20 protein-coding genes and 1 pseudogene are annotated in these 24,052 nt (G+C 72.7%); 10 read left to right on the top strand and 11 right to left on the bottom strand.

Annotated features, from left to right (window positions below):
• From AB0M99_RS30975 to AB0M99_RS30955, 5 genes are all read left to right on the top strand, one after another.
• Positions 1-1,341, top strand: coding sequence for a GTP-binding protein (locus tag AB0M99_RS30975; protein WP_365926289.1), 1,341 nt, complete (start codon positions 1-3; stop codon positions 1,339-1,341).
• Positions 1,342-1,546: 205 nt separating this feature from the next.
• Complete coding sequence (locus AB0M99_RS30970; RefSeq protein WP_365926287.1) at positions 1,547-2,680, top strand: aliphatic sulfonate ABC transporter substrate-binding protein; 1,134 nt, start codon at positions 1,547-1,549, stop codon at positions 2,678-2,680.
• 35 nt (positions 2,681-2,715) lie between these two features.
• Entirely contained in the window at positions 2,716-3,510 is a 795-nt protein-coding gene (locus AB0M99_RS30965; RefSeq protein ID WP_365926285.1) for an ABC transporter ATP-binding protein, read from the top strand.
• Positions 3,497-4,381 (top strand): ABC transporter permease, encoded by an 885-nt coding sequence (locus tag AB0M99_RS30960; RefSeq protein WP_365926283.1) that lies wholly within the window; start codon positions 3,497-3,499, stop codon positions 4,379-4,381. Before AB0M99_RS30965 ends, AB0M99_RS30960 begins: the two co-directional genes overlap by 14 nt.
• Positions 4,382-4,388: 7 nt before the next feature.
• Positions 4,389-5,150 (top strand): sirohydrochlorin chelatase, encoded by a 762-nt coding sequence (locus AB0M99_RS30955; RefSeq protein ID WP_365926281.1) that lies wholly within the window; start codon positions 4,389-4,391, stop codon positions 5,148-5,150.
• Positions 5,151-5,183: 33 nt separating this feature from the next.
• On the opposite strand, the gene AB0M99_RS30950 is transcribed toward AB0M99_RS30955, so the two are convergent.
• The gene (locus AB0M99_RS30950; protein WP_365926279.1) at positions 5,184-6,185 is read right to left on the bottom strand and encodes a 2-dehydropantoate 2-reductase N-terminal domain-containing protein; all 1,002 of its coding nucleotides are present in this window, start codon (positions 6,183-6,185) and stop codon (positions 5,184-5,186) included.
• A 45-nt stretch (positions 6,186-6,230) separates the two neighbouring features.
• Here AB0M99_RS30950 and AB0M99_RS30945 point away from each other — a divergent pair, with 45 nt between their 5' ends.
• A complete protein-coding gene (locus tag AB0M99_RS30945) occupies positions 6,231-7,088 on the top strand; it encodes an aldo/keto reductase (protein ID WP_365926277.1) in 858 nt (285 codons plus the stop codon).
• Here AB0M99_RS30945 and AB0M99_RS30940 read toward each other — a convergent pair.
• From AB0M99_RS30940 to AB0M99_RS30915, 6 genes and pseudogenes are all read right to left on the bottom strand, one after another.
• A complete protein-coding gene (locus tag AB0M99_RS30940; RefSeq protein WP_365926276.1) occupies positions 7,081-7,749 on the bottom strand; it encodes a DUF4360 domain-containing protein in 669 nt (222 codons plus the stop codon). The genes AB0M99_RS30945 and AB0M99_RS30940 overlap by 8 nt on opposite strands.
• Before the next feature lie 46 nt (positions 7,750-7,795).
• On the bottom strand, positions 7,796-8,440 hold the full coding sequence (locus AB0M99_RS30935) for a DUF4360 domain-containing protein (RefSeq protein WP_365926274.1): 645 nt from the start codon (positions 8,438-8,440) through the stop codon (positions 7,796-7,798).
• A gap of 266 nt (positions 8,441-8,706) precedes the next feature.
• Positions 8,707-9,282 carry a DUF1697 domain-containing protein gene (locus tag AB0M99_RS30930; RefSeq protein WP_365926272.1) on the bottom strand — a complete coding sequence of 192 codons (576 nt, stop codon included), beginning with the start codon at positions 9,280-9,282 and terminating at the stop codon, positions 8,707-8,709.
• A gap of 25 nt (positions 9,283-9,307) precedes the next feature.
• A complete protein-coding gene (gene mgt / locus AB0M99_RS30925; RefSeq protein ID WP_365926270.1) occupies positions 9,308-10,516 on the bottom strand; it encodes a macrolide-inactivating glycosyltransferase in 1,209 nt (402 codons plus the stop codon).
• A gap of 64 nt (positions 10,517-10,580) precedes the next feature.
• Positions 10,581-11,882, bottom strand: coding sequence for a sugar ABC transporter substrate-binding protein (locus AB0M99_RS30920; RefSeq protein WP_365926348.1), 1,302 nt, complete (start codon positions 11,880-11,882; stop codon positions 10,581-10,583).
• Positions 11,879-12,308: pseudogene (locus tag AB0M99_RS30915) on the bottom strand (ABC transporter permease subunit); the annotation flags it as partial. The gene AB0M99_RS30920 and the pseudogene AB0M99_RS30915, both read right to left, overlap by 4 nt.
• Here AB0M99_RS30915 and AB0M99_RS30910 point away from each other — a divergent pair.
• Complete coding sequence (locus tag AB0M99_RS30910; protein WP_365926268.1) at positions 12,285-13,145, top strand: aminoglycoside phosphotransferase family protein; 861 nt, start codon at positions 12,285-12,287, stop codon at positions 13,143-13,145. The pseudogene AB0M99_RS30915 and the gene AB0M99_RS30910 sit on opposite strands and share 24 nt — an antisense overlap.
• 18 nt (positions 13,146-13,163) lie before the next feature.
• Here the strand turns inward: AB0M99_RS30910 and AB0M99_RS30905 are convergent, their stop codons facing one another.
• Both AB0M99_RS30905 and AB0M99_RS30900 read right to left on the bottom strand, forming a co-directional pair.
• Positions 13,164-13,883 (bottom strand): 3'-5' exonuclease, encoded by a 720-nt coding sequence (locus AB0M99_RS30905; RefSeq protein ID WP_365926266.1) that lies wholly within the window; start codon positions 13,881-13,883, stop codon positions 13,164-13,166.
• Between the two features lie 99 nt (positions 13,884-13,982).
• On the bottom strand, positions 13,983-15,242 hold the full coding sequence (locus AB0M99_RS30900) for an SAV2148 family HEPN domain-containing protein (protein ID WP_365926264.1): 1,260 nt from the start codon (positions 15,240-15,242) through the stop codon (positions 13,983-13,985).
• Between the two features lie 306 nt (positions 15,243-15,548).
• Between AB0M99_RS30900 and glgX the strand changes: the two genes are divergently transcribed.
• On the top strand, positions 15,549-17,663 hold the full coding sequence (gene glgX / locus AB0M99_RS30895; RefSeq protein WP_365926262.1) for a glycogen debranching protein GlgX: 2,115 nt from the start codon (positions 15,549-15,551) through the stop codon (positions 17,661-17,663).
• Here glgX and AB0M99_RS30890 read toward each other — a convergent pair.
• Positions 17,648-18,931: an MFS transporter gene (locus AB0M99_RS30890; RefSeq protein WP_365926261.1), complete on the bottom strand. Its 1,284-nt coding sequence runs from the start codon at positions 18,929-18,931 to the stop codon at positions 17,648-17,650. The genes glgX and AB0M99_RS30890 overlap by 16 nt on opposite strands.
• A gap of 109 nt (positions 18,932-19,040) precedes the next feature.
• Between AB0M99_RS30890 and treY the strand changes: the two genes are divergently transcribed.
• Entirely contained in the window at positions 19,041-21,341 is a 2,301-nt protein-coding gene (gene treY / locus AB0M99_RS30885) for a malto-oligosyltrehalose synthase (protein WP_365926259.1), read from the top strand.
• Here treY and AB0M99_RS30880 read toward each other — a convergent pair.
• On the bottom strand, positions 21,324-22,196 hold the full coding sequence (locus tag AB0M99_RS30880) for a LysR family transcriptional regulator (RefSeq protein ID WP_365926257.1): 873 nt from the start codon (positions 22,194-22,196) through the stop codon (positions 21,324-21,326). The genes treY and AB0M99_RS30880 overlap by 18 nt on opposite strands.
• A gap of 84 nt (positions 22,197-22,280) precedes the next feature.
• Here AB0M99_RS30880 and lpdA point away from each other — a divergent pair, with 84 nt between their 5' ends.
• Complete coding sequence (gene lpdA / locus AB0M99_RS30875; RefSeq protein ID WP_365926255.1) at positions 22,281-23,726, top strand: dihydrolipoyl dehydrogenase; 1,446 nt, start codon at positions 22,281-22,283, stop codon at positions 23,724-23,726.
• The last annotated feature ends 326 nt before the right edge of the window (positions 23,727-24,052 follow it).

The following is a 24,052-nucleotide window of genomic DNA, read 5'->3' as shown; positions in this document are numbered from 1 at the left end:
ATGACCAGCACCACTGAGCAGTTCGCCGATCTTTCGGCGACCACCCTGCTGCGCTTCGCGACCGCCGGTTCCGTCGACGACGGCAAGTCCACCCTGGTCGGGCGGCTGCTGCACGACTCCAAGTCGGTCCTGACCGACCAGATGGAGGCCGTCGAGGCGGTTTCCCAGGCCCGTGGCCAGGAGGCCCCCGACCTCGCGCTGCTCACCGACGGCCTGCGGGCCGAGCGCGAGCAGGGCATCACCATCGACGTCGCCTACCGCTACTTCGCCACCGCGCGCCGCCGCTTCATCCTCGCCGACACCCCCGGGCACGTGCAGTACACCCGCAACATGGTCACCGGGGCCTCCACCGCCGACCTGGCCGTGGTGCTCGTCGACGCCCGCAACGGCGTGATCGAGCAGACCCGCCGGCACGCGGCCGTCGCCGCGCTGCTGCGGGTCCCGCACGTGGTCCTGGCCGTGAACAAGATGGACCTGGTGGGCTACGAGGAGTCCGTCTTCGCGGCCATCGCCGAGGAGTTCACCGCGTACGCCTCCGACCTCGGCGTCCCGGAGATCACCGCGATCCCGATCTCGGCCCTCGCCGGGGACAACGTGGTGGACCCGTCCGCGAACATGGACTGGTACGGCGGCCCGACGGTGCTGGAGCACCTGGAGACCGTCCCGGTCAGCCACGACCTCACGGCCTGCCCGGCGCGTTTCCCGGTGCAGTACGTGATCCGGCCGCAGACCGCCGAACACCCCGACTACCGAGGCTACGCGGGCCAGATCGCCTCGGGCGTGCTGCGCGTCGGCGAGGCCGTGACCGTCCTGCCGTCGGGGCGCACCTCGGTCATCGAGGGCATCGACGCACTGGGTGAGTCCGTGGACATCGCGTGGGCCCCGCAGTCGGTGACGGTGCGGCTGAAGGACGACATCGACATCTCGCGCGGCGACCTGATCGCGCCGACCGCGAGTGCCCCGGCCACCACGCAGGACGTCGAGGCGACGGTCTGCCACGTCGCGGACCAGCCGCTGGCCGTCGGCGCCCGGGTGCTGATCAAGCACACGACGCGCACGGTCAAGGCCATCGTCAAGGAGATCCCCTCGCGGCTGACCCTGGACGACCTCTCCCAGCACCCGAACCCGGGTCAGCTCGTGGCCAACGACATCGGCCGCGTGGTCGTCCGTACCGCCGAGCCGCTGGCGCTCGACGCGTACGCCGACTCGCGCCGTACCGGATCGTTCCTGCTGATCGACCCGGCTGACGGAACCACCCTGGCGGCGGGCATGGCGGGCGAGTCCTTCGCCTCCAAGGCCGAGACCACCGTCCAGGCCGACGAGGAAGGCTGGGACTTCTAGATCATGGTTTCCGACATCTACTCCACCTTCGCCAAGGAGGGCGGCCGCGTGGGCAGCGGCGTCCTCGGCAGCGGCCAGGGAGGGGTGGCGCGATGTGCGCGATGACCGAATTGCCGACGGCATCCCGCAGTCGCGCCCACGACCTCCACCTGCACCGACGAAGACCTGCGTCGTAACCACACGGCGCTTCGAGAGGAAGCCTCCCGTGCCTGCCACCGGTATCTCCGCCCGTAAGACCCTGCGCCGCGGCGTTGTCGCCGCCGCCGCCCTGCCGCTCCTGATCGGCGCGCTCGCCTCTTGCGGCTACGGATCCGAGGCGAAGAAGGACGAGCCCAAGGACAAGGCCGCCAACGTCGCCGACGCCGGCAAGCCGCTCTCCGCCTCCGAGGTCCGCATCGGGTACTTCCCGAACCTGACGCACGCGACCGCCCTGGTCGGCCTCCAGGAAGGCCTGATCGAGAAGGAACTGAACGGCACCAAGGTCAAGCCGCAGTCCTTCAACGCCGGTCCGTCCGAGATCGAAGCCCTCAACGGCGGCTCTCTCGACATCGGTTTCATCGGCCCCTCCCCGTCGATCAACGGCTATGTGAAGTCCAAGGGCTCCAACCTGCGGATCATCTCCGGCTCCGCCTCCGGCGGCGTCAAGCTGGTCGTGAACCCGGACAAGATCAAGACCCTGGACGACCTCAAGGGCAAGAAGATCGCCACCCCCCAGAAGGGGAACACGCAGGACGTCGCGTTCCTCAACTGGATCTCCGAGAAGGGCTGGACGGTCGACTCCGAGTCCGGGAAGGGCGACGTCTCCGTCGTCCGTACGGACAACAAGGTGACCCCGGACGCCTTCAAACAGGGCTCCATCGACGGCGCCTGGGTGCCCGAGCCCACCGCCTCCAAGCTCGTCTCCGACGGCGGCTCCGTCCTCCTCGACGAGACCTCCCTGTGGCCCGACAAGAAGTTCGTGATCACGAACATCATCGTGTCGCAGAAATTCCTCAAGCAGCACCCGGACGTCGTCGAGGCCGTGCTCCGCGGCACGGTGAAGACCAACGAGTGGATCAACGCCAACCCCGAGAAGGCCAAGGCCTCCGCGAACGCGAAGCTGGCGGCGGAAGGCGGCAAGCCGCTCGACGCGAAGATCATCGACCCGGCATGGCCGAGCATTTCGGTCACCGACGACCCGCTGGCCGCGACGCTGAAGAAGCAGTCCGACTGGGCGGTCAAGGCCAAGCTCATCGAGCAGCCCGACCTGGCCGGGATCTATGACCTGACGCTGCTGAACAAGGTCCTCAAGGCCGCCGGGAAGCCCACCGTCTCCGACGCCGGTCTCGGCGCCAAGTAACCCCGCAAGTCCAGCAACCCCAGGAGGTGACGACCATGGCCACGACACTCGCCAAGGCTGCCGAGGGCACCGTAGCGGAGCAGACGCACGCCGCCCGGATCGAGCACGTCTCGAAGTCCTTCACCGGCCCGGCCGGATCGCAGCTCGTCCTGGACGACATCAGCCTCGATGTCGCCCCCGGAGAGTTCGTCACCATCCTGGGAGCCTCAGGATGCGGCAAATCCACCCTCCTGAACCTCGTCGCAGGACTCGACAAACCCACCGCCGGATCCATCCAGACCCCCGGCGGACGCCCGGCACTCATGTTCCAGGAACACGCCCTCTTCCCCTGGCTCACCGCCGGCAAGAACATCGAACTCGCCCTGCGCCTGCGCGCAGTACCCAAAGCCGACCGCAAGCCCGAAGCCGAGCGGCTCCTGGAACTGGTCCGCCTCGGCGGCGCCTACGGCAAGCGCGTCCACGAACTCTCCGGCGGCATGCGCCAACGCGTCGCCCTCGCCCGCGCACTCGCCCAGGACAGCCAACTCCTCCTGATGGACGAGCCGTTCGCCGCCCTCGACGCCATCACCCGCGACGTCCTGCACGGCGAACTCACCCGCATCTGGGCCGAGACGAACCTCTCCGTCCTCTTCGTCACGCACAACGTGCGCGAGGCCGTGCGCCTCGCCCAGCGCGTGGTCCTGCTCTCCTCCCGCCCCGGCCGCATCGCGAAGGAATGGACCGTGGACATCCCCCAGCCCCGCCGCATCGAAGACGCGGACGTCGCGGAACTGTCCCTTGAGATCACTGAACACCTGCGTGGGGAGATCCGCCGCCATGGCCAGCACTGACACGAAGGCGAAAACGGACGACCTGGCAGGCCTCGAAGCCGGCCTCGACGCCCTCGACGCCGTCCAGACCCACCGCACCCCGCTCCGTGAGGTTCTCGTCAAGAAGGTCCTGCCGCCGTTCCTGGCGGTCGGCCTGGTCCTGGCGGTCTGGCAGATCCTCGTCTCCCTGAAGGTCACCGAGGAGACCAAACTGCCCCCGCTGTCCGCGGTCTGGGACAGCCTGACCGACATGTGGCTCAAGGGCACACTCCTCGACGTCATCTGGACCAGCGTCTCCCGCGGCCTGCTCGGCTTCCTCCTCGCCCTGGCCATCGGCACCCCCCTCGGCCTGATCGTCGCCCGGGTGAAGTTCGTCCGCGCCGCCATCGGACCGATCCTCCAGGGCCTGCAGTCCCTGCCCTCCGTCGCCTGGGTCCCGCCGGCCGTGCTCTGGTTCGGCCTCAACGACGCCATGATGTTCACGGTGATCCTGCTGGGCGCGGTCCCGTCCATCGCCAACGGCCTCGTCTCCGGCATCGACCAGATCCCGCCGCTGTTCCTGCGGGCCGGCCGCACCCTGGGCGCCACCGGCCTCAGCGGCGCCCGACACATCGTCATGCCAGCCGCGCTGCCCGGCTATCTCGCCGGCCTGAAGCAGGGCTGGGCCTTCTCCTGGCGCTCGCTCATGGCCGCCGAAATCATCGCCTCCTCCCCCGACCTCGGCCTGGGACTGGGCCAACTCCTGGAGAACGGCCGCAACAACATCGACCTCCCCGGCGTCTTCCTCGCCATCATCCTCATCCTCGTCGTCGGCATCGCCATCGACCTCCTCATCTTCAGCCCCATCGAACGCTGGGTCCTGCGCACCCGCGGCCTCCTGGTCAAGAGCTGAGTCCCCCGTGTCCCGCGCACTTCTGGTCATAGCCCACGGCAGCCGCGACCCGCGGCACGCGGCGACCGTGCACGCCCTCACCCGGCGGGTCCGGGCGCTGCGGCCGGGGCTGCGGGTGGAGACGGCCTTCCTCGACTTCAGCACCCCGACGGTGGGACAGGCCCTGTCCTCGCTCTACCTGTCGGGCGTACGGGAGGTCGTCGCCCTCCCGCTCCTGCTGACCCGGGCGTTCCACGCGAAGTCCGACGTCCCGGCGGTGCTGGCCGAATCGGCCGCCCGCCTCCCGGGCCTGTCCGTCGCGCTGGCGGACGTACTCGGCCCGTCCCCGCTCCTGGTCTCGGCCCTGGAGCGCCGCCTCGCCGAGGCGGGCATCACAACGGCGGACCGCGCCACCACCGGTGTGGTGCTCGCGTCCGCCGGATCCACAGACCCGGAGGCGATCGCAGTGATCGCTGAAATCGCGCGGGAGTGGCGGCACACCGGTTGGTGCGCCGTGCGGCCTGCGTTCGCCTCCGCTGCCCTTCCCCGTACTGAGGACGCCGTACGGGCCCTGCGCGCCGAGGGTGTCCGCCGCGTGGCGGTGGCCCCGTACGTCATCGCACCCGGCCGCCTGCCCGACCGCATCGCGGCGGGCGCGGCCGAGGCGGGCGCCGACGTGGTGTCCGCCGTGCTGGGGCCCTCCCCGGAACTGGCCCGGCTGCTCCTCCAGCGCTACGACGCGGCCGCCGTACCCGCCTCGCACCACCGGCTCCCGGCCCTGTCGGCGTAGCCACCGGGGCGGACGGTGCCGGGCTCCGACCCCTTACGCCCTGGCCTCGGCCTCGTCGGCCAGGGCCGTCAGGTCGGCGATGGACATCGCGCCCGGCGGCAGGGACTCGCGGGCGAAGATGTTCGCCGCCTGGCGCAGGACGTCGTTCACCGGGGTCGCCACCCCGTGCAGGCGGCCCAGCAGGCAGATCTCCCCGTTCAGGTAGTCCGCCTCGATCGAGCCCGTGCCCCGGTACAGGGACTGCCACGAGGAGCCGCCCCGGATGCCCGGCGGCGGCTCGACCTTGCCGCCGCGGGCCGCCGCCTGCTCGGCCTCGGAGACGTAGTCGATCCCGGCGGCCTCGAACGCGGCCTTGCCCTCCCGGATCGCCCGCAGCAGCAGCGCCGCCTTCGCAGGGTCGGGCTCCAGGCCCGTGGTCGCCTGGATCGCGTTGCTCAGGTTGCCGAGCAGCTTCGCGTGCTTCCACCGCATGACGTCCTCGACCACCGGCGCCTCGAACCCGGCCTTCTCCAGGTCGGCCGCGATGGCCCGGGCCCGTGCGTCGGCGCCGCCGGCGGCCAGTCCGATGTGCAGGATGCCCGTCAGGGGGGCGCACCTCGCGGAGACCACCCCCGGTTCCAGGAAGTCCGCCGGCAGCCAGACGCAGAGCCCGTACACGCGAGCGAAGCGCCGCAGGGCGAGCCGTTCGCTCTCCACGCCGTTCTGCACGCACAGCACGGGCAGCCGCTGCGCGGCCGTGCCGCCGCCCGCGACCTCGGCGTCGCCCCATGCGTCGAGCGCGGCGACGGCGTCCTGGGTCTTCACCGCGAGCAACAGCACGTCGTCGGACCGCAGTTCGCCCAGCTCCGCCGGGTCGGCCACCACGGGCAGCCGGTGTACGGACGTCCCGTGCGCGGTCGTGAGCCGCAGCCCGTCGGAGCGCAGGGCCTGCGCGTGGGCGCCGCGCGCGACGAGGACGACCTCGGCGCCCGTCTCCGTGAGCCGTCCGCCGATGCTCGCGCCGATCGCCCCGGCGCCGATGATGATGTAACGCATACCCCGGAGCCTGGCACATCCGCGGTCCCGGGTTATCTTCGGGCCATGGCTGATCTCAACGAGATGTACGTCCTCGGCGGCGACCTGCCCGTACGGCGGCTCGGGCTCGGCACGGGCGGCCTGGTCGGCGCCGGCTACTGGGGCCCTCGCGGCAGCCGCGCCGAGGCCGGGGCCGTGTTGCGCACGGCGGTCGAGCGGGGCGTGACCCTGATCGACACCGCCGACAACTACGGCCCCGGCCTGGCCGAGGAGCTCATCGCCGAGTACCTGCACCCGTACGGGGACCGGCTCGTGGTCGCCACCAAGGGCGGGGTGGTGCGCACCGGCCCCGACCAGTGGCACGTCGCGGGCCGGCCGGAGCAGTTGCGCGCCATGTGCGAGGCGAGCCTGCGCCGGCTGCGGGTGGACCGGATCGACCTGTACCAGCTGCACCGCTTCGACGGGTCCGTCCCGATGGCCGAACAGCTGGGGGCGCTGGCCGAGTTGCGGGCGGAGGGCAAGATCCGGCACATCGGCCTCGACACGGTCACCGCGGACGTGCTGAGGGCGGCGCTGGAACTCGTACCCGTGGCCTCGGTGCAGAACCCGTACAACCTGCTGGACCGCTCGTCGGACGAGGTGCTCGCGCTGTGCGAGGCCCGCGGGATCGCCTTCCTCCCGTACTACCCGCTGGGCAGCGGCGCCCTGACCCGGGAAGGCGCGGCGGCCGTGACGGCCGTGGCCGCGGAACACGGGGTCGGTCCGGGCCGGATCGCCCTGGCCTGGCTGCTCCACCGCTCCCCGGCCCTGTGCCCCACCCCGGGCACCGGCTCCCCCGCCCATCTGGCGGAGAACCTGGACGCGGCCACGGTCCGCCTCACGCCGCGCGAGCTGGCCCTGCTGGACGCGCTGGGCACTACCTAGGGGTCGGGCACACCTGCCAGGCGATGTGGTAGAGGGTGCTGACGCTGGCGTCGGTGGAGTCCATGGCCATGAAGCTGGTGGTCGCCGGGTTGGACGTGCCCGCATTCACGCGCAGTTCTGTATTGATGTTGAAGTTGCGCTTTTCTCCGCAGGGCGCCCAGACGAGATCGGCGAACTCCGTCTTGTCGGACGATTGCCAGCTGTCATTGAGCGGACCGTTGAACTGGTGGGTCCGGTGGGCGGTCTGGGGCATTCCCTGGAAATAGTAGTTCGCCCGTTCCTGGCCCCACGCTCCCCGCTGGAGGAACGCAAATCCGCGGTAGTCCGCCTGGACGATGGCGTAGGTGAAGCCCGAGGGTACGTGAACGCGGAGATTGAGCTGGCAGTTCTTTCGGAACGCGGTGGGCGGGGCGCCGGGGCCGACCTGCGCGAGGTATTCACTGTAGGTGACCGTGAAGGCGGTGTTGTCCGGGGCGACGGCCACCTGGGCGGTGCCCTCGCGGCAGCCGGATCCGTTCACCGTGGCGAGCTCGATCACGATCTTGTCCGGCGGCACGGTGATCTGCGGGCCGGGGCCGGCGGCTCCGGCCGGCGTCGCCGTGGCGATCAGGGCGGCGGCGGCCGCGGCGGTGAGCAGGGTACGGGGCAGGGAAGGGGACATCGTTGTCACTCCTGACCGTGAGTCGGGTTCCTGCGCTCGCTCGGTGTCAGACGGCGGTGCATTCCCTCCATGCGAAGTGGTAGACCGTGTTGACGCTGCCGTCCGTGGAGTCCATGCTCATGAGGCTCAGGGCCTGCGGGTTCGACGTCCCCGCGTAGACGCGCAGTTCGGTGTTGACGTTGAGGTTGCGCTGCTCTCCGCACGGCGCCCAGGCCAGGTCCTCGTACTCCGTCCGGTCGGTCGCCTGCCAGTTGTCCGTGTACGGGCCGTTGAACTGGTGGGTCGTGCGGGCCGTCTGGGCGGAGCCCTGGAAGTAGTAGTTCGCGCGTTCCTGGCCGAAGGCCCCGCGCTGGAGGTGCGCGAAGCCGCGGTAGTCGGCGCGGGCGATGGCGTAGGTGTACCCCTGGGGCACGTTGATCCGGAGCGCGAGCTGACAGTTCTTGCGGAACTCGGCCCCGCCCGCGCCGGCACCCGCCTGCGCCAGGTAGTTGCTGTACGTGACGGTGAATGCGGTGTTGTCGGAGGCCGCGACCACGTTCGCGGTCCCCTGCGGACACCCCGAGCCGTTGATTCCGACCACGTCGACCGTAATTCTCCCGGGCGGCACATACGCGGCATCGGCCTGGGCGGGCGCGGCGGCCAACGCCGATAATGCCGCCACCATCGCGCCGACGGTCAGTCTGCGGAGCATCGCGTTTTCTCCATTCGTGCGGACGGGCATCGAATTGAACATGCACATGCCACCACGAACGGAGTGGGACCGGTAAGGACGCGATACGGCCAACGGCCCCCGGCCGCATTTCCTGGCCTGTTCCCGCAAGGCCGGCTACCGGCCCGCCGCCCTCTCAACAGCCCGCCCGCGGTCCGGACGCCTGCCGCCGGCCGGCCGCGGGGCGGAAAGATGACCGGAATGCGGGCCTCAGGGGCGCGGGCCGGGCGAGGGGCCGCGCGCGGCGCTCAGGCCCCCGTCAGCTCGACGAGCTTGACGACCGTGTTCCAGTTGCGGGTCGTCACGTCGAGGCCCTTCACCAAGGCCGGTTTGGCCAGCGCCTCGCCCAGCTTGGAACGGCCGAGGCCGTCGGGGGCGTAGAGGTAGAGGACACGGTCGCCGAGGCGGAACTCCTCCGGGAGGAAGTCCGCCGCGGCGAGGGCGGCGAAGCGGTCCTCGCCGGGGGGCTCGGAGAAGAACGTGGCGTGCAGTTGCCTGCCCTCCAGCTCGGCGGCGGGAAAGGGGCAGGCGTCGGCGACGGCGCGCAGGTGGTCCCCGTCCACCACCAGGCACGGCACCGGGAAGCCGAAGTGCGCCTCGATGGCCGCTTCCAGCTCCCGGGCCAGCGCCGTCGGGTCGGTATTCGCACTGCTGAAGACGGCGTTGCCGCTCTGCAGGTACGTCTGCACGTCGCCGTGGCCGAGTCCCGCCAGGACGGAGCGCAGCTCCGCCATGGGGACCTTCTTGTGCCCGCCGACGTTGATCCCGCGCAGCAGTGCTGCGTATTTCTTCGTCGCGGTGTTGGCCGCAGCCTTCTTCGTCATGGCCGCACCCTAGGCGAGGCCACGGCTACGGCAGTTCGGCCTCGATGAGGTCGGCGGCCTGGCGCGTGCCGCCCTCGGTGGCCATCTGCGCGCGGACGGCTTCGGAGCGGGCCGCGGCCTCGGGGTCGGCGACGAGCTCAAGGACCGCCGCCCGCAGAGTCGCGGCGTCGGCCTCCTCCATGGGGACCTGCCGGGCCACGCCCAGCGAGACCAGCATCTCCGCGTTGCCGAACTGGTCGACGGCCTGCGGGACGGCGACCATCGGGGTGCCGGTGGCGAGCCCCTCCTGGCTGCCGCCGGCGCCCGCGTGCGTGATGAAGGCGTCCGCCTGGCCGAGGATGTCCAGCTGGGGAACCCAGCGGTGGACCTCGACGTTGGCGGGGACCGCGCCCAGCTCGGCCTCGTCCGTGAACTTGCCGATCTGCAGGACGACGTACCAGTCGGAGAGGTCCGCGAAGGCGTCCATGCAGGCCCGGTAGAAGGCGGGCTGCTTGGTGAAGGCGGAGCCGAGCGAGACGAGCAGCAGCTTCCTGCCCTCGGCGGCCGCCGGGCGCTGCCAGGTGCCCTGCGTCGCGCTGCGGTCGCCCTGGCAGGACCCGACGAAGGTGTACACGGACCGGTCGACCCGATCGGCGTTCGGCTGGAGCGCCTCGGGGATCAGGACGATGCTGCGGCGCGGGCGGGACTGGAAGCGGTCGACCTGGTCGCCGAGGCCGTTCGCGGTGAGCCAGGCGGCGAAGTCGGCGTAGTACGCCTGCCCGCGCTCGGACGCCTTCAGCTCGGCGAACATCGGGCCGGCCACCTCCTCCTCGTACCCCTCCCAGGCCACCAGGTTCGGGGACAGGGAGACGGCGGGGACCCCCCAGCGGTGGGCGAGCACGGGAGCCGGGTAGGAGGTGATGTCGTGGATGACGAGGTCGGGTTTGTCGCCCTGGAAGGCGGCCGCGAGCTGCGGGAGCGCCTGGCGGGCGTCCTTCAGGAACGGTTCGAGGTGGTCGATGAGCTCGGTGCCCCAGGCCTCGGGCTCGTCGTCCGTGGGGAGGGTGGAGTTCCAGATCACCGGCTCGGCCCCGGTCTCCGCGATCTTCTCGGCGAAGGCGGCGGGGATGGCGTAGCTGACCCGGTGGCCGCGGGCGACGAGTTCCCGGATCACTTCGATGCTCGGGTTCACGTGCCCGTGGGCGGCGATGGAGAACATGGCGATGTGCGCGGGCTTGGCAGGGGCTGTGGTCATGCCACGATCTTAGCGAGACGAGACGTCTCGTGCAACATCTTTCCCGGCGACGGCCGGGAGCTCCCTACCGCTGGTACCGGGCCAGCACTCGATTGCCGTCCTTGACCAGGCGTTTCTCCAGTTCTCCGAGATCGATGGCGCCGCTGTAGAACTCCTGGAGCGCCGGGGTCGCCACCTTGTCCTTCCATTCCGGGTAGCCGCGCACCGACTGGGCGGGCGCCGGGCGCAGCCGGCCGGCCAGGGCCGCGCCGGTCGCCCAGCCCAGCTCCGGGGTGCGCAGGGCGGGGTCGGCGAGGGCCTGCGTACCGGTGGGCAGCATCCAGTCGCCGCGCGCGAGGCGGACCATGTTCGCGGGGCGCAGCAGGAAGTCGATGAAGGCGGCGGCCTCCTTCTTGTACGGGCTGTCCTGCGCGATCGAGAGGGTCTGCGGGCTCACTCCCTGGGCCGTCCCGTCCACACCGGCGGGCGGCGGCACCACCTGCCAGGCGAAACCGGGCGGGGCCTGCCGGACGATCTGCTGGCGGTAGGAGAAGCCGAGCGGCACCATCGCGTACTTGCCGCCGAAGAAGCCGGGCAGCGTGTCGGAGCCGCCCATCCCGAGGGTGGCGCGCGAGGCGCTGTGGTCGGTGTCGACCTGGGCCCGGATCGTCTCCGGGACCACGGCGTCGCCCTCGGCCCAGCGGATGTCGACCTTCCCGTCGGGCCCGCGCACGAAGAGCCGGCCGCCCGCGGACAGGCCGAGGTTGAGGGTGGCGGATACGGGGTCCTTGAGCGGCCAGGCCACCCCGTACCGCCCTTCGGCCGTGAGCCGTTTCGCAGCCTCGCGGAACTCCGCCCAGCTCCAGGGGGCTTCGGGGGTCGGGATGCGGACGCCGGAGTCGCGCAGCAGCGCGGTGTTGGCCATCAGGACCCGCGGCTCCTGGAGGAAGGGCACCCCGTACACCCCGCCCGCCACGGTGGTGGACTCCCAGCTTCCGGCCGGGATGTCGGACTTGAGCCGGTCGGAGAGCAGCGGCCGCAGGTCGGCGAGGTAGCCGCCGTACGCGAAGTCGGCCAGGTCGTCGGAGGCGTCGTGGATGACGTCGGGGGCCTCGCCGCCCTCGAAGGAGGTCAGCAGTTGGTCGTGGACGCTGCTCCAGCTGCCCTGCACGTACTGGACCTGGATGTCGGGGTGGGCGGCGTTCCATTCGGCGACCAGGGCCTTGTTGGCTTCGACGGACTCCTTCTGCCAGGCCAGCGACTGGAACCGGATCCTGATCTTCCCGTCGCCCCCGGTACGGGCCGACCCGCCGCCGGAGCAGCCGGCCACGAGCAGGAGCAGCCCGGCGACCGAGGCGGCGAGGGCCTTGCGGAAGCGGGCCATCAGCTCTTCACCGCCCCGGCCAGCATCCCGCCGGCGATCCGCTTCTGGATGACCGAGAAGATCACCAGCGACGGCAGGGTCGCGAGGAACGCGGCCGCGGCGAGCGGGCCGAGGTCGGCGGCTCCCTCCGCGCCCAGGAAGTGGGTCAGGACCACCGGCAGGGTCTGCCGGTCGGGGGTCTTGAGCAGGACGAGGGCGAAGAAGAACTCGTTCCACGCGGTGATGAACGAGAAGAGCGCGGTGGCCACGATCCCGGGCGCCAGCAGGGGCGCCACGACCGAGACCAGCGTGCGCAGCCGCCCGGCCCCGTCCATCGCCGCCGCCTCCTCCAGTTCCGGCGGCACGGCACCGGGATGCGAGACTTGGCGGATTCACGACGATCGGGCGAAGGGCGGGGCGGACGGTATGGACGAGGCACAGGCCAGGGACGTACTGACGGCGGCGGGCCTGACCGGCGATCCCCGGGCACCCGAGCTGATCGCCTTCGGCGAGAACGCCGTCTTCGGCTTCGGCGAGCTGGTGGCGAAGGTCGGCCGGGAGTCGTCCCTGCTGCCCCGCGCCGAGCGGGAGCTCGCCGTGGCGGGCTGGCTCGCCGAGTCCGGGGTACGGGCGGTCCGCGCGGCCGAGCCCGCGCCGCGCCTGGTGGACGGGCACCCGGTGACCCTGTGGCACCGGCTCCCCCGAGCGGTCCGCCCGGCCGGCCCGGAGGACCTCGCGGTACTGCTGCGGCAGCTCCACGCCCTGCCCGCACCGCCCTTCGCCCTGCCCCCGCGCGACCTGCTGGGCGGGGTCGAGCGCTGGCTCCGACTGGCCGGCGGGGCCATCGACCCGGCGGACGCCGCGTACCTGCGCGCCCGGCGCGACGGGTACGCCGCCGAGGTCGCCGCCCTCACCCCGCACCTGCCCCCGGGGCCGGTCCACGGCGACGCGCTCCCCCGCAACGTCCACGTGGGTCCGGACGGCCCGGTCCTGGTCGACCTGGAGACGGTCTCCGGCGACCTGCGGGAGCACGACCTGGTGGTGATGGCACTCGCCCGCGACCGGTACGGCCTCCCGGCCGAGGAGTACGCGGCCTTCGCCGAGGCGTACGGCTGGGACGTGCGCGACTGGGAGGGCTGCGCGGTCCTGCGCGGCGCCCGCGAGACGGCGAGCTGCGCCTGGGTCTCCCAGCACGCCCCCGCCAACCCGAAGGCCCTGGCCGAATTCCGCCGCCGGGTGGCGTCCCTGCGCGAGGGGGACCGGGAACTGCGCTGGCACCCCTTCTGAATCCGGGAGGGCGGAGCCTCAGGCTGGTATGAGCCCGCGCAGCGGCCACGCCGTGTCGATCACCGCGTCCGGGGTGCCCTGTCCCCGCAGGTAGGCCTGGAAGTCCCGGGCCCAGCGGGCGTGCCAGGTGCCCTGCCGGCGGTGCAGGTCCGCCGGGGTGAGCCCGGCCACCTCCGGGTGCCGGGCGGCTATCGCCCGGGCGACCCCGACCGCGGCCAGGGCGTCCGCACCCGCGTCGTGCGCGGAGTCGAGGACGACCCCGTACACCCCGCACACCGCCTCCAGGGTCCGCTTGCCCCGCCGGTAGCGGTCCACGGCCCGGTCTATGGTCAACGGGTCCACCACCGGCCCGGTCTCGGCGCCGTCCAGCCGCTCGGCCAGCGAGGGCAGCCCGTACCGGGCGAGCTCCGCAGCCAGCAGGGTCAGGTCGAAGGCCGCGTTGTACGCGACGACGACCGCGCCGCCGCGCCAGTGCTCCACGAGCGCCGCCGCGACCTCCTCCGCCACCTCCCGGGCCGGCCGCCCCTCGGCCACCGCCCGCTCGGTGCTGATCCCGTGGATCACCGACGCCTGCTCCGGGATCGGTATCCCCGGATCCGCGAGCCAGCCGCGCCGCTCGCGCACCTCGCCGCCCCGCACCTCGACCAACGCGGCCGTCACGATCCGCGACTCCCCCGGCTCCGTGCCGGTCGTCTCAAGGTCGAACCCGATCAGCACACCGCCGTGCCAGTCCCCCATGCCTCGCCCCTCCCCCGTACGTCCACATCCGCGTCCACGTGCCTTCGGTCTACGGCTTTCAGCCTGCCACGGGGCACTGACAGTCCGGCAGCGGGCCCCTCAGGACACCGGTCGGGAGTCCTCCCACACCGACTCGAACTCCTCCCGGTAGGTCGTGAAGAGCCCGTGGTCCGCGTCCTTCGGCACCCCGCGCCCACCGCCGCGCAGGACCAGGACGGGGGATTCCATGCCGCGCGCCCGGCGCAGGTACGACTGGACCACCGCGATGCCGGAGGACTCCCCCTCCACCAGGTAGGCCGTGAAGCGGGGGGTCTCGTCGAAGACGTGGATGTCGAAGCGCGACGGGTCCCGCAGCCCGGCCCGCACCCGGCGCACGTGCAGGATGTTCATCTCCACCGAGCGGCTCAGCTCGCCCTTGCGCAGGCCGAGCTCCCGCTCGCGCCGCTTGACCGCGCTGCTCGCCGGGTTCAGGAACAGCAGCCGCACCCGGCAGCCGGCCTCCGTGAGCCGCACGAGTCTTCGGCCGGAGAAGTTCTGCACGAGCAGGTTCAGCCCTATGCCGATCGCGTCGAGCCGGCGCGCGCCCCCGAACAGGTCCTCCGCCGGCAGCTGCCGCTGGAGCCGTACCCGGTCCGGGTGGACGGAGATGACGTCCGCGTACCGGTCGCCCACCAGGTCCTCGACGGCGTCGATCGGCAGTCGGTCCGCCGCCGGGGAGCCCCCGCCGCCGCCCAGTACCTCCAGCAGCCGCGCCGAGGCGCGCTCCGCCTGTTCCAGCACGGCGCGCGACAGGGCCCGGTTGCGGGAGACGACGTTGCGCGTGACCTCCAGCTCGTCGAGGGCCAGCTCGATCTCGCGCCGGTCGTCGAAGTACGGCTCGAAGCACGGCCAGTGCTGGACCATGAGCTCGCGCAGCTGCGGCAGCGTCAGGAAGCTCAGCACGTTGTCGTCGGCCGGGTCCAGCAGGTAGCCCTTGCGCCGGCTGACCTCGCGCACGGCGACGGCCCGCTGCACCCACTCCTGTCCGGCGGGTCCGGCGGCCGCGACCACCCAGTCGTCCTCGCCGTGCACCGGCTGGTAGATGGGCCGCAGCACCGCGCCGACCACCGACCGCAGCCGCTGCTCGATGAGATTCAGCCAGATGTACGCACGACCCGCGCGCTGGGCCCGCGTACGGACCTCGCTCCACGCGTCGGCGCCCCAGTCCAGCTCCGCCCCGGCCCGCACGCTCCCGGCCGCCGGCGGGGCCAGCGACACCGCCCCGGCCGGCACCCCGCCGGGGGCCCCGCCCACGGCGTCCGCCGGGCCGCCCTCGTGACTGCTGTCACCAGGGGGCAGCTCCAGACCTCCCGAGGTCACCCGTGCACCGCCTTCTGCGTCTGGACGCCCGTCTCCAGTGATCACGGAAGGGTACTCCGCGCGCGCCGTCCGATGCAGCCCGATGGCCCGTACACCGGCTGTCCGTTGACCCATTATCCGATGCGCGCATTGTCCACTGACCCGCATATCAGCTCTCCGGGTCACCCGGTAGGACCATCTCAAGTCCCCGCGCCGGGCCCCTCTTTCGGGGAAGATCTGCCAGTGACGTGGTCCACCCGGATCGGCCCGAATCATCGGCCCGAAAGCCGAGCACGCCCGATGCACCGAAGGGAAGAGTCGTTATCTATGCAGGTCTGGCCGGGACAGGCGTATCCCCTCGGCGCCACTTACGACGGCGCCGGCACCAATTTCGCGGTCTATTCGGAGGCCGCCCGACGCATCGAGCTGTGCCTGCTGCACGACGACGGCTCGGAGACCGCTGTCGAACTGCGCGAGACCGACGCCTTCGTCCGGCACGCCTATCTGCCGGGCGTGATGCCGGGCCAGCGCTACGGATTCCGGGTGCACGGCCCGTACGAGCCCGAGCGCGGGCAGCGCTGCAACGCGGCGAAGCTGCTCCTGGACCCCTACGCGCGGGCCATCGCCGGCAGCGTCGACTGGGGCGAGCAGGTCTACGGCTACCACTTCGGCCGTCCCGACTCGCGCAACGACCTGGACTCGGCCCCGCACAGCATGAGCTCCGTCGTGGTCAACCCGTACTTCGACTGGGCCAACGACCGGCCGCCGCGCCACGAGTACCACCACACCGTGCTCTACGAGGCCCATGTGAAGGGCCTCACGATGCGCCATCCTGACCTGCCCGAGGAGTTGCGCGGCACCTACGGGGCGCTCGCGCACCCGGCGGTCATCGGGCACCTGGTCAAGCTCGGGGTGACGGCGCTGGAGCTGATGCCGGTCCACCAGTTCGTCAACGACCACCGTCTCGTGGACGACGGGCTCAGCAACTACTGGGGCTACAACACGATCGGCTTCTTCGCCCCGCACAACCGCTACGCCTCCGGGGACCGCGGCCAGCAGGTGCTGGAGTTCAAGTCGGCGGTCCGGGCGCTGCACGAGGCGGGGATCGAGGTGATCCTGGACGTGGTCTACAACCACACGGCCGAGGGCAACCACCTGGGTCCGACGCTGTCCTTCCGGGGGCTCGACAACGCCTCGTACTACCGGCTGGCAGAGGACCCGCGGCACTACACGGACACCACGGGCACGGGCAACTCGCTCCTCATGCGCTCGCCGCACGTGCTCCAGCTGATCATGGACTCGCTGCGCTACTGGGTCACCGAGATGCACGTGGACGGTTTCCGCTTCGACCTCGCGGCCACCCTCGCCCGCCAGTTCCACGAAGTGGACCGGCTGTCCTCGTTCTTCGACCTGGTCCAGCAGGATCCGGTGGTGAGCCAGGTGAAGCTGATCGCCGAGCCCTGGGACCTGGGCGAGGGCGGCTACCAGGTGGGCAACTTCCCGCCGCTGTGGACCGAGTGGAACGGCAAGTACCGGGATACGGTACGGGACCTGTGGCGCGGGCAGCCGCGGACCCTCGCCGAGTTCGCCGGCCGGCTGACCGGGTCCTCCGACCTCTACCAGGACGACGGGCGGCGGCCGCTCGCCTCCATCAACTTCACCACTTGCCACGACGGTTTCACCCTGAACGACCTGGTCTCGTACAACGAGAAGCACAACGAGGCCAACCGGGAGGGCAATCGGGACGGCGAGACCCACAACCGGTCCTGGAACTGCGGGGTGGAGGGGCCGACGGAGGACCCGGAGATCCTGGAGCTGCGGGAGCGCCAGATGCGCAACTTCACGGCCACGCTGATGCTTTCGCAGGGTGTGCCGATGATCAGCCACGGCGATGAGTTCGGCCGCAGCCAGGGCGGCAACAACAACGCCTACTGCCAGGACAACGAGCTGTCCTGGGTGACCTGGCCGGAACCGGGGAAGCCGTCGCCCGCCCTGCTGGAGTTCACCCGGCGGATGGTGTGGCTGCGGCGCGAGCACCCGGTGTTCCGGCGGCGCCGGTTCTTCCACGGGCGGCCGGTGGAGGGGACCCACGACGAGCTCTCGGACATCGCCTGGTTCACCCCGCACGGCGAGGAGATGCGGGCCCGCGACTGGCAGGCGCAGCACGCGCGGGCGCTCGCGGTGTTCCTCAACGGGGAGGCGATCTCGGAGCCGGGCACGCGTGGGGAGCGGATCACCGATGACTCGTTCCTGCTGATGTTCAACGCGGGAGCCGAACCGCAGGACTTCACGGTCCCGGCGGGGCACGGGGCGCAGTGGCACATGGTCGTCGACACGGCCCGGGCCCAGGTGATGCCACCCGGCACCGGGCCGCAGTACGCGGCCGGCGACCGGGTGGCGCTGACGGGGCGGAGCCTGGTGGTGCTTCAGCGTCCGGCGTAGGCGCCGTCCCCCACGGCCGGGGATGCGCTCGGCAGGGCGGGGGCGAAGGCCTTGGGCGCGTGCGTACGGGCGGCCGGTACCCGTGTGAAGAGGGCCAGGCCCAGACACAGCGCGGCCGCCCCCACGGCCACGGCGAAGGCGGCGGACGGCCCGTAGGACTCGGCGAGCCGCCCCGAGAGCGGCAGCGCGAGGGCCTGCCCGGCGACCAGCGAACTGGCGGCGAAGGCCATCGACTCGGAGAGCCGGGCGGGCTCCACGGCCCGCTCGGTGAGCGCGAACGCGGTGATCAGGTGCGGTGCGTAGGCGGCGCCGAGGACGGTGACGACGGCGTACAGCGGCCACAGGCTCTCGGTGAAGAGCAGCGGTACGGAGAGCACCAGCGCGGCGCCGGTGGCCGCCCGCCAGCGCAGCCGCAGCCCGAAGCGGGCGGGCAGCGCACCGAGGGCGAGCCCGACGACGGCGCTGACGACGCCCATGGCGGCGTACACCACGGCGGCCTGCTCGCGGACGCCCAACTCCATGGTGAGGGCGGCTATTCCGGCCTGGCAGGCGCCGAACATGGCGCCCTGGAGGGCGAGGGAGCCGCGCACGGAGTACACGACGCCCGGCGGCCGTACGCGCACCGGGGAGTCGACGGCCTGCCGCGCGGGGGTCCCGGCCGAGACGGCGGCGGTCGGGTGCAGCGCGAAGGCGGTGCCGAAGACGGCGACGAGGACGGCGGCGGCGCCGAGGGCGACGGCGGGGTGCGCGAGGATCGAGGCGATCCCGACGAAGGCCGGGCCGAGGACGAAGGAGACCTCGTCGAGGGTTCCTTCGAGCGAGTGGACGGCGCCCACCACGCTCTCCTCGGCCCTCGCGCGGTGCGCCAGCGCCACGGACCGGGTCCGGGCGAGCGGCCCGACGAGCGGTACGGAGGCTCCGGTGACGGCGCCGATGGCGGCGAGCGGCACGGTGTCGAGCTGGCCGAGCGCCCCGGCCACCAGAGCGGCGGTCGCGACGGAGTTGAGCGCGGCGGCGGTGAGGACGACGCGCCGCTGGCCGTGCCGGTCGGCGAGCCGGCCCAGGACGGGCCCGAAGAGGACCTGGCCGCAGGAGAGGGTGCCGCCGACGACGGCGGCGGTGGCGATCGAGCCGCTGGTCTCGGCGACCAGCAGCACGCTTCCGAACTGGGACATCGCGACGGGCAGTCGGGCGAAGAAGGAGACGAACGGGAGTAGGGGCCCGGTCAGGGCGATGACTTTTCGATAGGTGTTGACGGTTCCAACCACTTGATCGACGTTAACCCGGCGCAGTCACTCGGATGCATTGGGTAATGGCACGGAATCCGACAGGGTGGGTACGTACGTTCTCATGAGCCAGTCGCACGCAGGTCATGAATTGGAATCTGACGTTCCGGCCGCTGTCGTTCCGGCGTCGACCTACCGCCTCCAGCTGCGCCCGGAGTTCCCCTTCGCGGCGGCCGCGGAAGCCGTCCCGTACCTCGCCGCGCTCGGCGTCTCGCACCTGCACCTCTCCCCCGTGCTGGAGGCGGTGCCCGGCTCGGCGCACGGCTACGACGTCACCGACCACTCGCGGGTGCGGGCGGAGCTGGGCGGCGAGCCGGGCCTGCGGGCCCTGGCGGGCACCGCCCGCGCGCACGGGCTCGGGCTGGTCCTCGACATCGTGCCGAACCACATGGCGGTGCCCTCGCCGCTGCGGCTGAACCGGCCCCTGTGGGAGGTCCTGCGGGACGGGCCGGGCTCGCCCTTCGCCCGCTGGTTCGACATCGACTGGGAGGCGGGCGGCGGACAGGTGCTGCTGCCGTTGCTCGCGGGTCCCCTCGTGCAGGAGGAGCTGAAGGCCGACGGTGACGTACTGCGGTACGGGGAGCTGGAGTTCCCGCTGCGGGAGGGCACGGCCGGCCTGGAGCTTCCGGAGCTGCTGGCCGCCCAGTGGTACCGCCCGGCGTGGTGGCGCGAGGCCAGGACCTCGCTCAACTACCGCCGCTTCTTCACCATTTCGGAGCTGATCGGGGTCCGCGTGGAGGACCCGGAGGTGTTCGCGGCCACCCACGCCAAGGTGCTGGAGCTGGTCCGCGACGGGGTGGTGGAGGGGCTGCGGATCGACCACGTGGACGGGCTCGCGGACCCGGAGGGGTACCTGCGGCGGCTGCGGGCGGCGACGGGCGGGAACTGCTGGGTGGTGGTGGAGAAGATCCTGGCCCGCGAGGAGCGGCTGCCGCCCGCCTGGCCGGTGGCGGGGACCACCGGGTACGACGCGCTGCACCGGGTGGACGGGGTGTTCACCGACCCGGCGGGCACCGGCCGCCTCGCCGAGCGGTACCTGGAGCTCACCGGCCTGCCGGACTGGGCGCAGACGGCCGAGGCGTCCGCCCGGGCGGTGCTGACCGGGGACCTCGCGGCCGAGCTGGCGGCGCTCCAGCGCCGGGCCGGGCCGGAACTGTCCGACGCCGTCAGGGAGTTGCTGATCGCCTATCCCGTCTACCGACCGTACCCCGGGGAGACGGGGCTGCCGGCCGGCGCGCTGGCCGCCGCGGCCGCGCGGACCGGCGCGGATGCGGTGGCCGGCGAAGACGCGGTGGCGGGCACCGGCCCGGTGGCGGGCACCGACGCGGTGGCCGGCGTATGCGAACTCGTGCTGCGGGACCAGCAGTTCGCGGCGCGTTTCGCCCAGACCTCGGCGGCCCTGCGCGCCAAGTCCCTGGAGGACCGGGCGTTCTACCGGTACGCCCCGCTGCTGTCGGCCACCGAGGTGGGTGGGGAGCCCGGGGATCCGGCGGTGCCGGTGGCGGAGTTCCACGCGTACTGCGCCGCTCTCGCCCGGGACTGGCCCGGGACCGGGACCGTACTGTCCACGCACGACACGAAGCGCAGCGCGGACGTGCGGGCCCGGATCGCCGTGCTCTCGCAGGACCCGGAGCTGATGGGTGCGCCGGCCGGGGAGGATCCCCAACTCGCCTGGGTGGCACGGCAGACGGCACTCGGGCTCGGCGATGTCCCGGAGCGCGCCGAGCGGCTGGAGCAGGCCCTGCTCAAGGGCGTCCGGGAGGCGGCCCTGCACACGAGCTGGACCGAGCAGGACGCGGCGTACGAGGCCGCGGTCGGGCAGTACGCGCGCTCCGCCCCGGCCGACGCGGGCCCGCCGGCCGCCTTCGCCGAGGCCGCGCGCGCGAACCAGCTCGGCATGGCGCTGCTGCACCTGGCCATGCCCGGGGTCCCGGAGGTGTACCAGGGCACGGAGACGGAGTACCGGGCGCTGGTGGACCCGGACAACCGCCGCCCGGCCCGCTTCCCCCGCGAGGAACTGGCCCGGCTGGACGCGGGGGCCGCGCCCCGGGGACCCGCGCAGGAGAAGCTGGCGCTCACCGCCGCACTGCTGCGGCTGCGCCGCACCCGCCCCGGGCTCTTCGCCGGGTACGTTCCGCTCGCGGCGCGGGGCCCGGCCGCGGAGCACTGCGTGGCCTTCGCCCGCTCGGCCGGGCTGGTGGCGGTGGCGACGCGGCTGTCGCACCGGCTCGCGGTCGCGGGCGGCTGGCGGGACACCGCCCTCGCGCTGCCGCCCGGGCGGTGGACCGCGCTGCTGCCGGGGGCCGCGCCGGAGGCCCCGTACAGCGGCGAGGTGGCGCTGGCCGAGCTGCTGCGGGAGCGGCCCGTCGCGGTCCTAGTGCACCGGAAGTAGCTCGGCGAAGGCCGCGGCCGCGCCGGTCAGGGGGGCCCGGGAGAACACGGCCAGGGGGCGGTGCCACGGCGGATCGAGGGAGAGCAGCACGCAGTCCTCGCCGATGGCGCCGCGGACCATGTGGGCCGGGGCCACGACGATCCCGACCCCGGCGGCGGCCATCCGTACCGCCGTCGAGGTGTGCTCCGTACGCAGCACCGTGCGCGGGGTGAAGCCGGCCGCGCCGCACGCCCAGTCGAGGAACGCCCGGCCCTGGACGGAGGGTTCCATCGCGCAGCGGATCCAGTCGCGGTCGGCGAGTTCGGCCAGCCGGACGGCGCCCCTCCCGGCCAGCGGGTCGTCGAACGGCACTACCAGTACGAGCTCCTCCCGCCCGACGGGGAGCACCGGGCCGCTCCACTCCTTGGGCTCGGGCCCCACCGCGAGGTCGGCGACCCCGCGCTCCAGCTGCTCCTCCAGGGCCTCGGTGGATCCGTATTCGCGCAGCACCAGCGCCACGCCCGGGTGCAGGGCCCGCCAGCGGGCTGCGATGCCCGGGAGCAGGCCGACGGCGACGGCGTGGACGGTGGCGACGTGCAGTTCCCCGCCGGCCGCCCCGGCGGCGGCCCGCGCGGCGCGCTCGGCCTGACGGGCGCTGCGGACCGCGAGCTGGGCGTGGGGCAGGAAGGCGCGGCCCATGGGCGTGAGCCGCACCCCGCGCGGCAGCCGCTCCAGCAGCTCGCCGCCGACGGACCGCTCCAGCGCCTTGACCTGGTGGGAGAGGGCGGGCTGGGTGACGTAGAGGGCTTCGGCGGCCCGGGTGAAGGAGGACTCCTCCACCACGGCGAGGAAGTACTCCATCTGACGCAGGCTCATGGTCGGGAAGCATAAAGAACGTGCATGGCAGCGAGACGATCATTGCCTTGGATCCGTGGCGGGGCCCGCGTCCATGCTTGATCCATGACCAACTCGGCGGCGGTATCAGTACCGGTATCGGAATCGGAATCGGATTCGGTGGACGTGATCGTGATCGGCGGCGGTACGGGCGGCTACAGCACCGCCCTGCGCGCCGCGGCCCTCGGCCTGACGGTCGTCCTGGCCGAACGCGACAAGGTGGGCGGCACGTGCCTGCACCGCGGGTGCATTCCCAGCAAGGCCATGCTGCACGCGGCCGAGCTGGTGGACGGCATAGCCGAGGCGCGCGAGCGGTGGGGGGTGCGGGCGAGCGTGGAGTCCGTGGACTGGTCGGCGCTGACCGCCACGCGCGACGACATCGTCTCGCGCAACCACCGGGGTGTGGAAGGGCACTTGGAGCACGCCGGGGTACGCGTGGTGCGCAGCGGCGCCCGGCTGACGGGACCCCGGTCGGTACGGACCGAGGACGGGCGGGAGTTCACCGCGACCCGCGGGATCGTCCTTGCGACCGGGTCGCGGCCGCGCGTCCTGCCCGGCCTGGATCCCGACGGGCAGACCGTCGTGACCAGTGACGACGCCCTCTTCGCGGCGGGGCTGCCGGCTTCGGTGCTGGTGCTCGGCGGCGGGGCGATCGGCGTGGAGTACGCCTCCTTCCACCGCTCGATGGGCGCGGAGGTCACCCTCGTCGAGGCGGCGGACCGGCTGGTCCCGCTGGAGGACGCGGACGTGTCCCGGCACCTGGCGCGCGGCCTGAAGAAGCGCGGGATCGACGTACGGACCGGGGCGCGGCTGGAGGGCGTGGAGCGGCTCGCGGCCGGAGGGGTAAGGGCCACCGTGCGCACCGCGCGCGGCGAGCTGCGGGAGCTGACGGCGGAGCGGCTGCTCGTGGCCGTCGGCCGGGTGCCCGTCACCGACGGGCTGGACCTGGCGGCGGCCGGACTGGCCACCGACGAACGGGGGTTCGTCGCGCCGGCCGACTGGGCGCGGCTGGAGACCGCGGTCCCGGGGATCCACGTGGTCGGCGACCTGCTGCCGCCGCCGTCGCTCGGGCTGGCGCACGCGTCCTTCGCGGAGGGGCTGCTGGTCGCGGAGACCCTGGCCGGGGTGGCGAGCCCGCCGGTGGACTACGCGACGGTGCCGCGGGTCACGTACTCGGCGCCGCAGACCGCCGCGGTCGGGCTGACCGAGGCGCAGGCGCGGGCGGGGGCGTACGACGTGGTCGTGCGCTCCATGCCGTTGACGGCCGTCGCCAAGGGGATGGTGCACGGTCAGGGCGGCACCGTGAAGGTGGTCGCCGAGCGGGGCGGGCGGGTGCTGGGCGTGCACCTGGTCGGGCCGCACGTGTCGGAGATGATCGCGGAGAGCCAGCTGATCGTGGGCTGGGACGCGGAGCCGGGGGATGTGGCCCGGCACGTCCACGCCCATCCGACGCTGTCGGAGGCGGTGGGCGAAGCCTTCCTCGCCCTCGCGGACCGCGGCCTCCATTTCTGAACGCGTGCCTCGCACCGCTGCGCGGGCCCATTTCCCGACGCGTCCCTCGCGCCGCTCCGCGGGCTTCGACCCGCTGCGCCGGGCCCATTCCCCGACGCGTCCCTCGCGCCGCTCCGCGGGCTTCGACCCGCTGCGCCGGACTCCGTCCGTCGGGATGCGGGGCGAGGCCGGGGGCGCGGGTTGCCGCTGCGCGGGGCCGTCCCCTACCCGCCCTTCCACCGTTCCCCGGGCTCTGCCCGGACCCGCGCCTCAAACGCCGGCGGGGCTGAGATGGTGCGGGCGGCATCAGCCAAAATCCAGCCCCGCCGGCGGGGGTGGCGCAGATC

This window comes from Streptomyces sp. NPDC051183, from assembly GCF_040682455.1.
In the GTDB taxonomy this organism is placed as follows: Bacteria; Actinomycetota; Actinomycetes; order Streptomycetales; family Streptomycetaceae; genus Streptomyces.
The sequence above is the reverse complement of the archived record's forward strand: the minus strand, read 5'-3'. Positions and strand labels throughout refer to the sequence as shown.

Excerpts from the sequence above, each read along its gene's own strand:
- AB0M99_RS30975 (WP_365926289.1), top strand. The coding sequence starts at position 1 with ATGACCAGCACCACTGAGCAGTTCGCCGATCTTTCGGCGACCACCCTG.
- AB0M99_RS30965 (WP_365926285.1), top strand. The coding sequence starts at position 2,716 with ATGGCCACGACACTCGCCAAGGCTGCCGAGGGCACCGTAGCGGAGCAG.
- AB0M99_RS30960 (WP_365926283.1), top strand. The coding sequence starts at position 3,497 with ATGGCCAGCACTGACACGAAGGCGAAAACGGACGACCTGGCAGGCCTC.
- AB0M99_RS30950 (WP_365926279.1), bottom strand. The coding sequence starts at position 6,185 with ATGCGTTACATCATCATCGGCGCCGGGGCGATCGGCGCGAGCATCGGC.
- AB0M99_RS30945 (WP_365926277.1), top strand. The coding sequence starts at position 6,231 with ATGGCTGATCTCAACGAGATGTACGTCCTCGGCGGCGACCTGCCCGTA.
- AB0M99_RS30940 (WP_365926276.1), bottom strand. The coding sequence starts at position 7,749 with ATGTCCCCTTCCCTGCCCCGTACCCTGCTCACCGCCGCGGCCGCCGCC.
- AB0M99_RS30935 (WP_365926274.1), bottom strand. The coding sequence starts at position 8,440 with ATGCTCCGCAGACTGACCGTCGGCGCGATGGTGGCGGCATTATCGGCG.
- AB0M99_RS30930 (WP_365926272.1), bottom strand. The coding sequence starts at position 9,282 with ATGACGAAGAAGGCTGCGGCCAACACCGCGACGAAGAAATACGCAGCA.
- mgt (WP_365926270.1), bottom strand. The coding sequence starts at position 10,516 with ATGACCACAGCCCCTGCCAAGCCCGCGCACATCGCCATGTTCTCCATC.
- AB0M99_RS30910 (WP_365926268.1), top strand. The coding sequence starts at position 12,285 with ATGGACGAGGCACAGGCCAGGGACGTACTGACGGCGGCGGGCCTGACC.
- AB0M99_RS30905 (WP_365926266.1), bottom strand. The coding sequence starts at position 13,883 with ATGGGGGACTGGCACGGCGGTGTGCTGATCGGGTTCGACCTTGAGACG.
- glgX (WP_365926262.1), top strand. The coding sequence starts at position 15,549 with ATGCAGGTCTGGCCGGGACAGGCGTATCCCCTCGGCGCCACTTACGAC.
- AB0M99_RS30880 (WP_365926257.1), bottom strand. The coding sequence starts at position 22,196 with ATGAGCCTGCGTCAGATGGAGTACTTCCTCGCCGTGGTGGAGGAGTCC.
- lpdA (WP_365926255.1), top strand. The coding sequence starts at position 22,281 with ATGACCAACTCGGCGGCGGTATCAGTACCGGTATCGGAATCGGAATCG.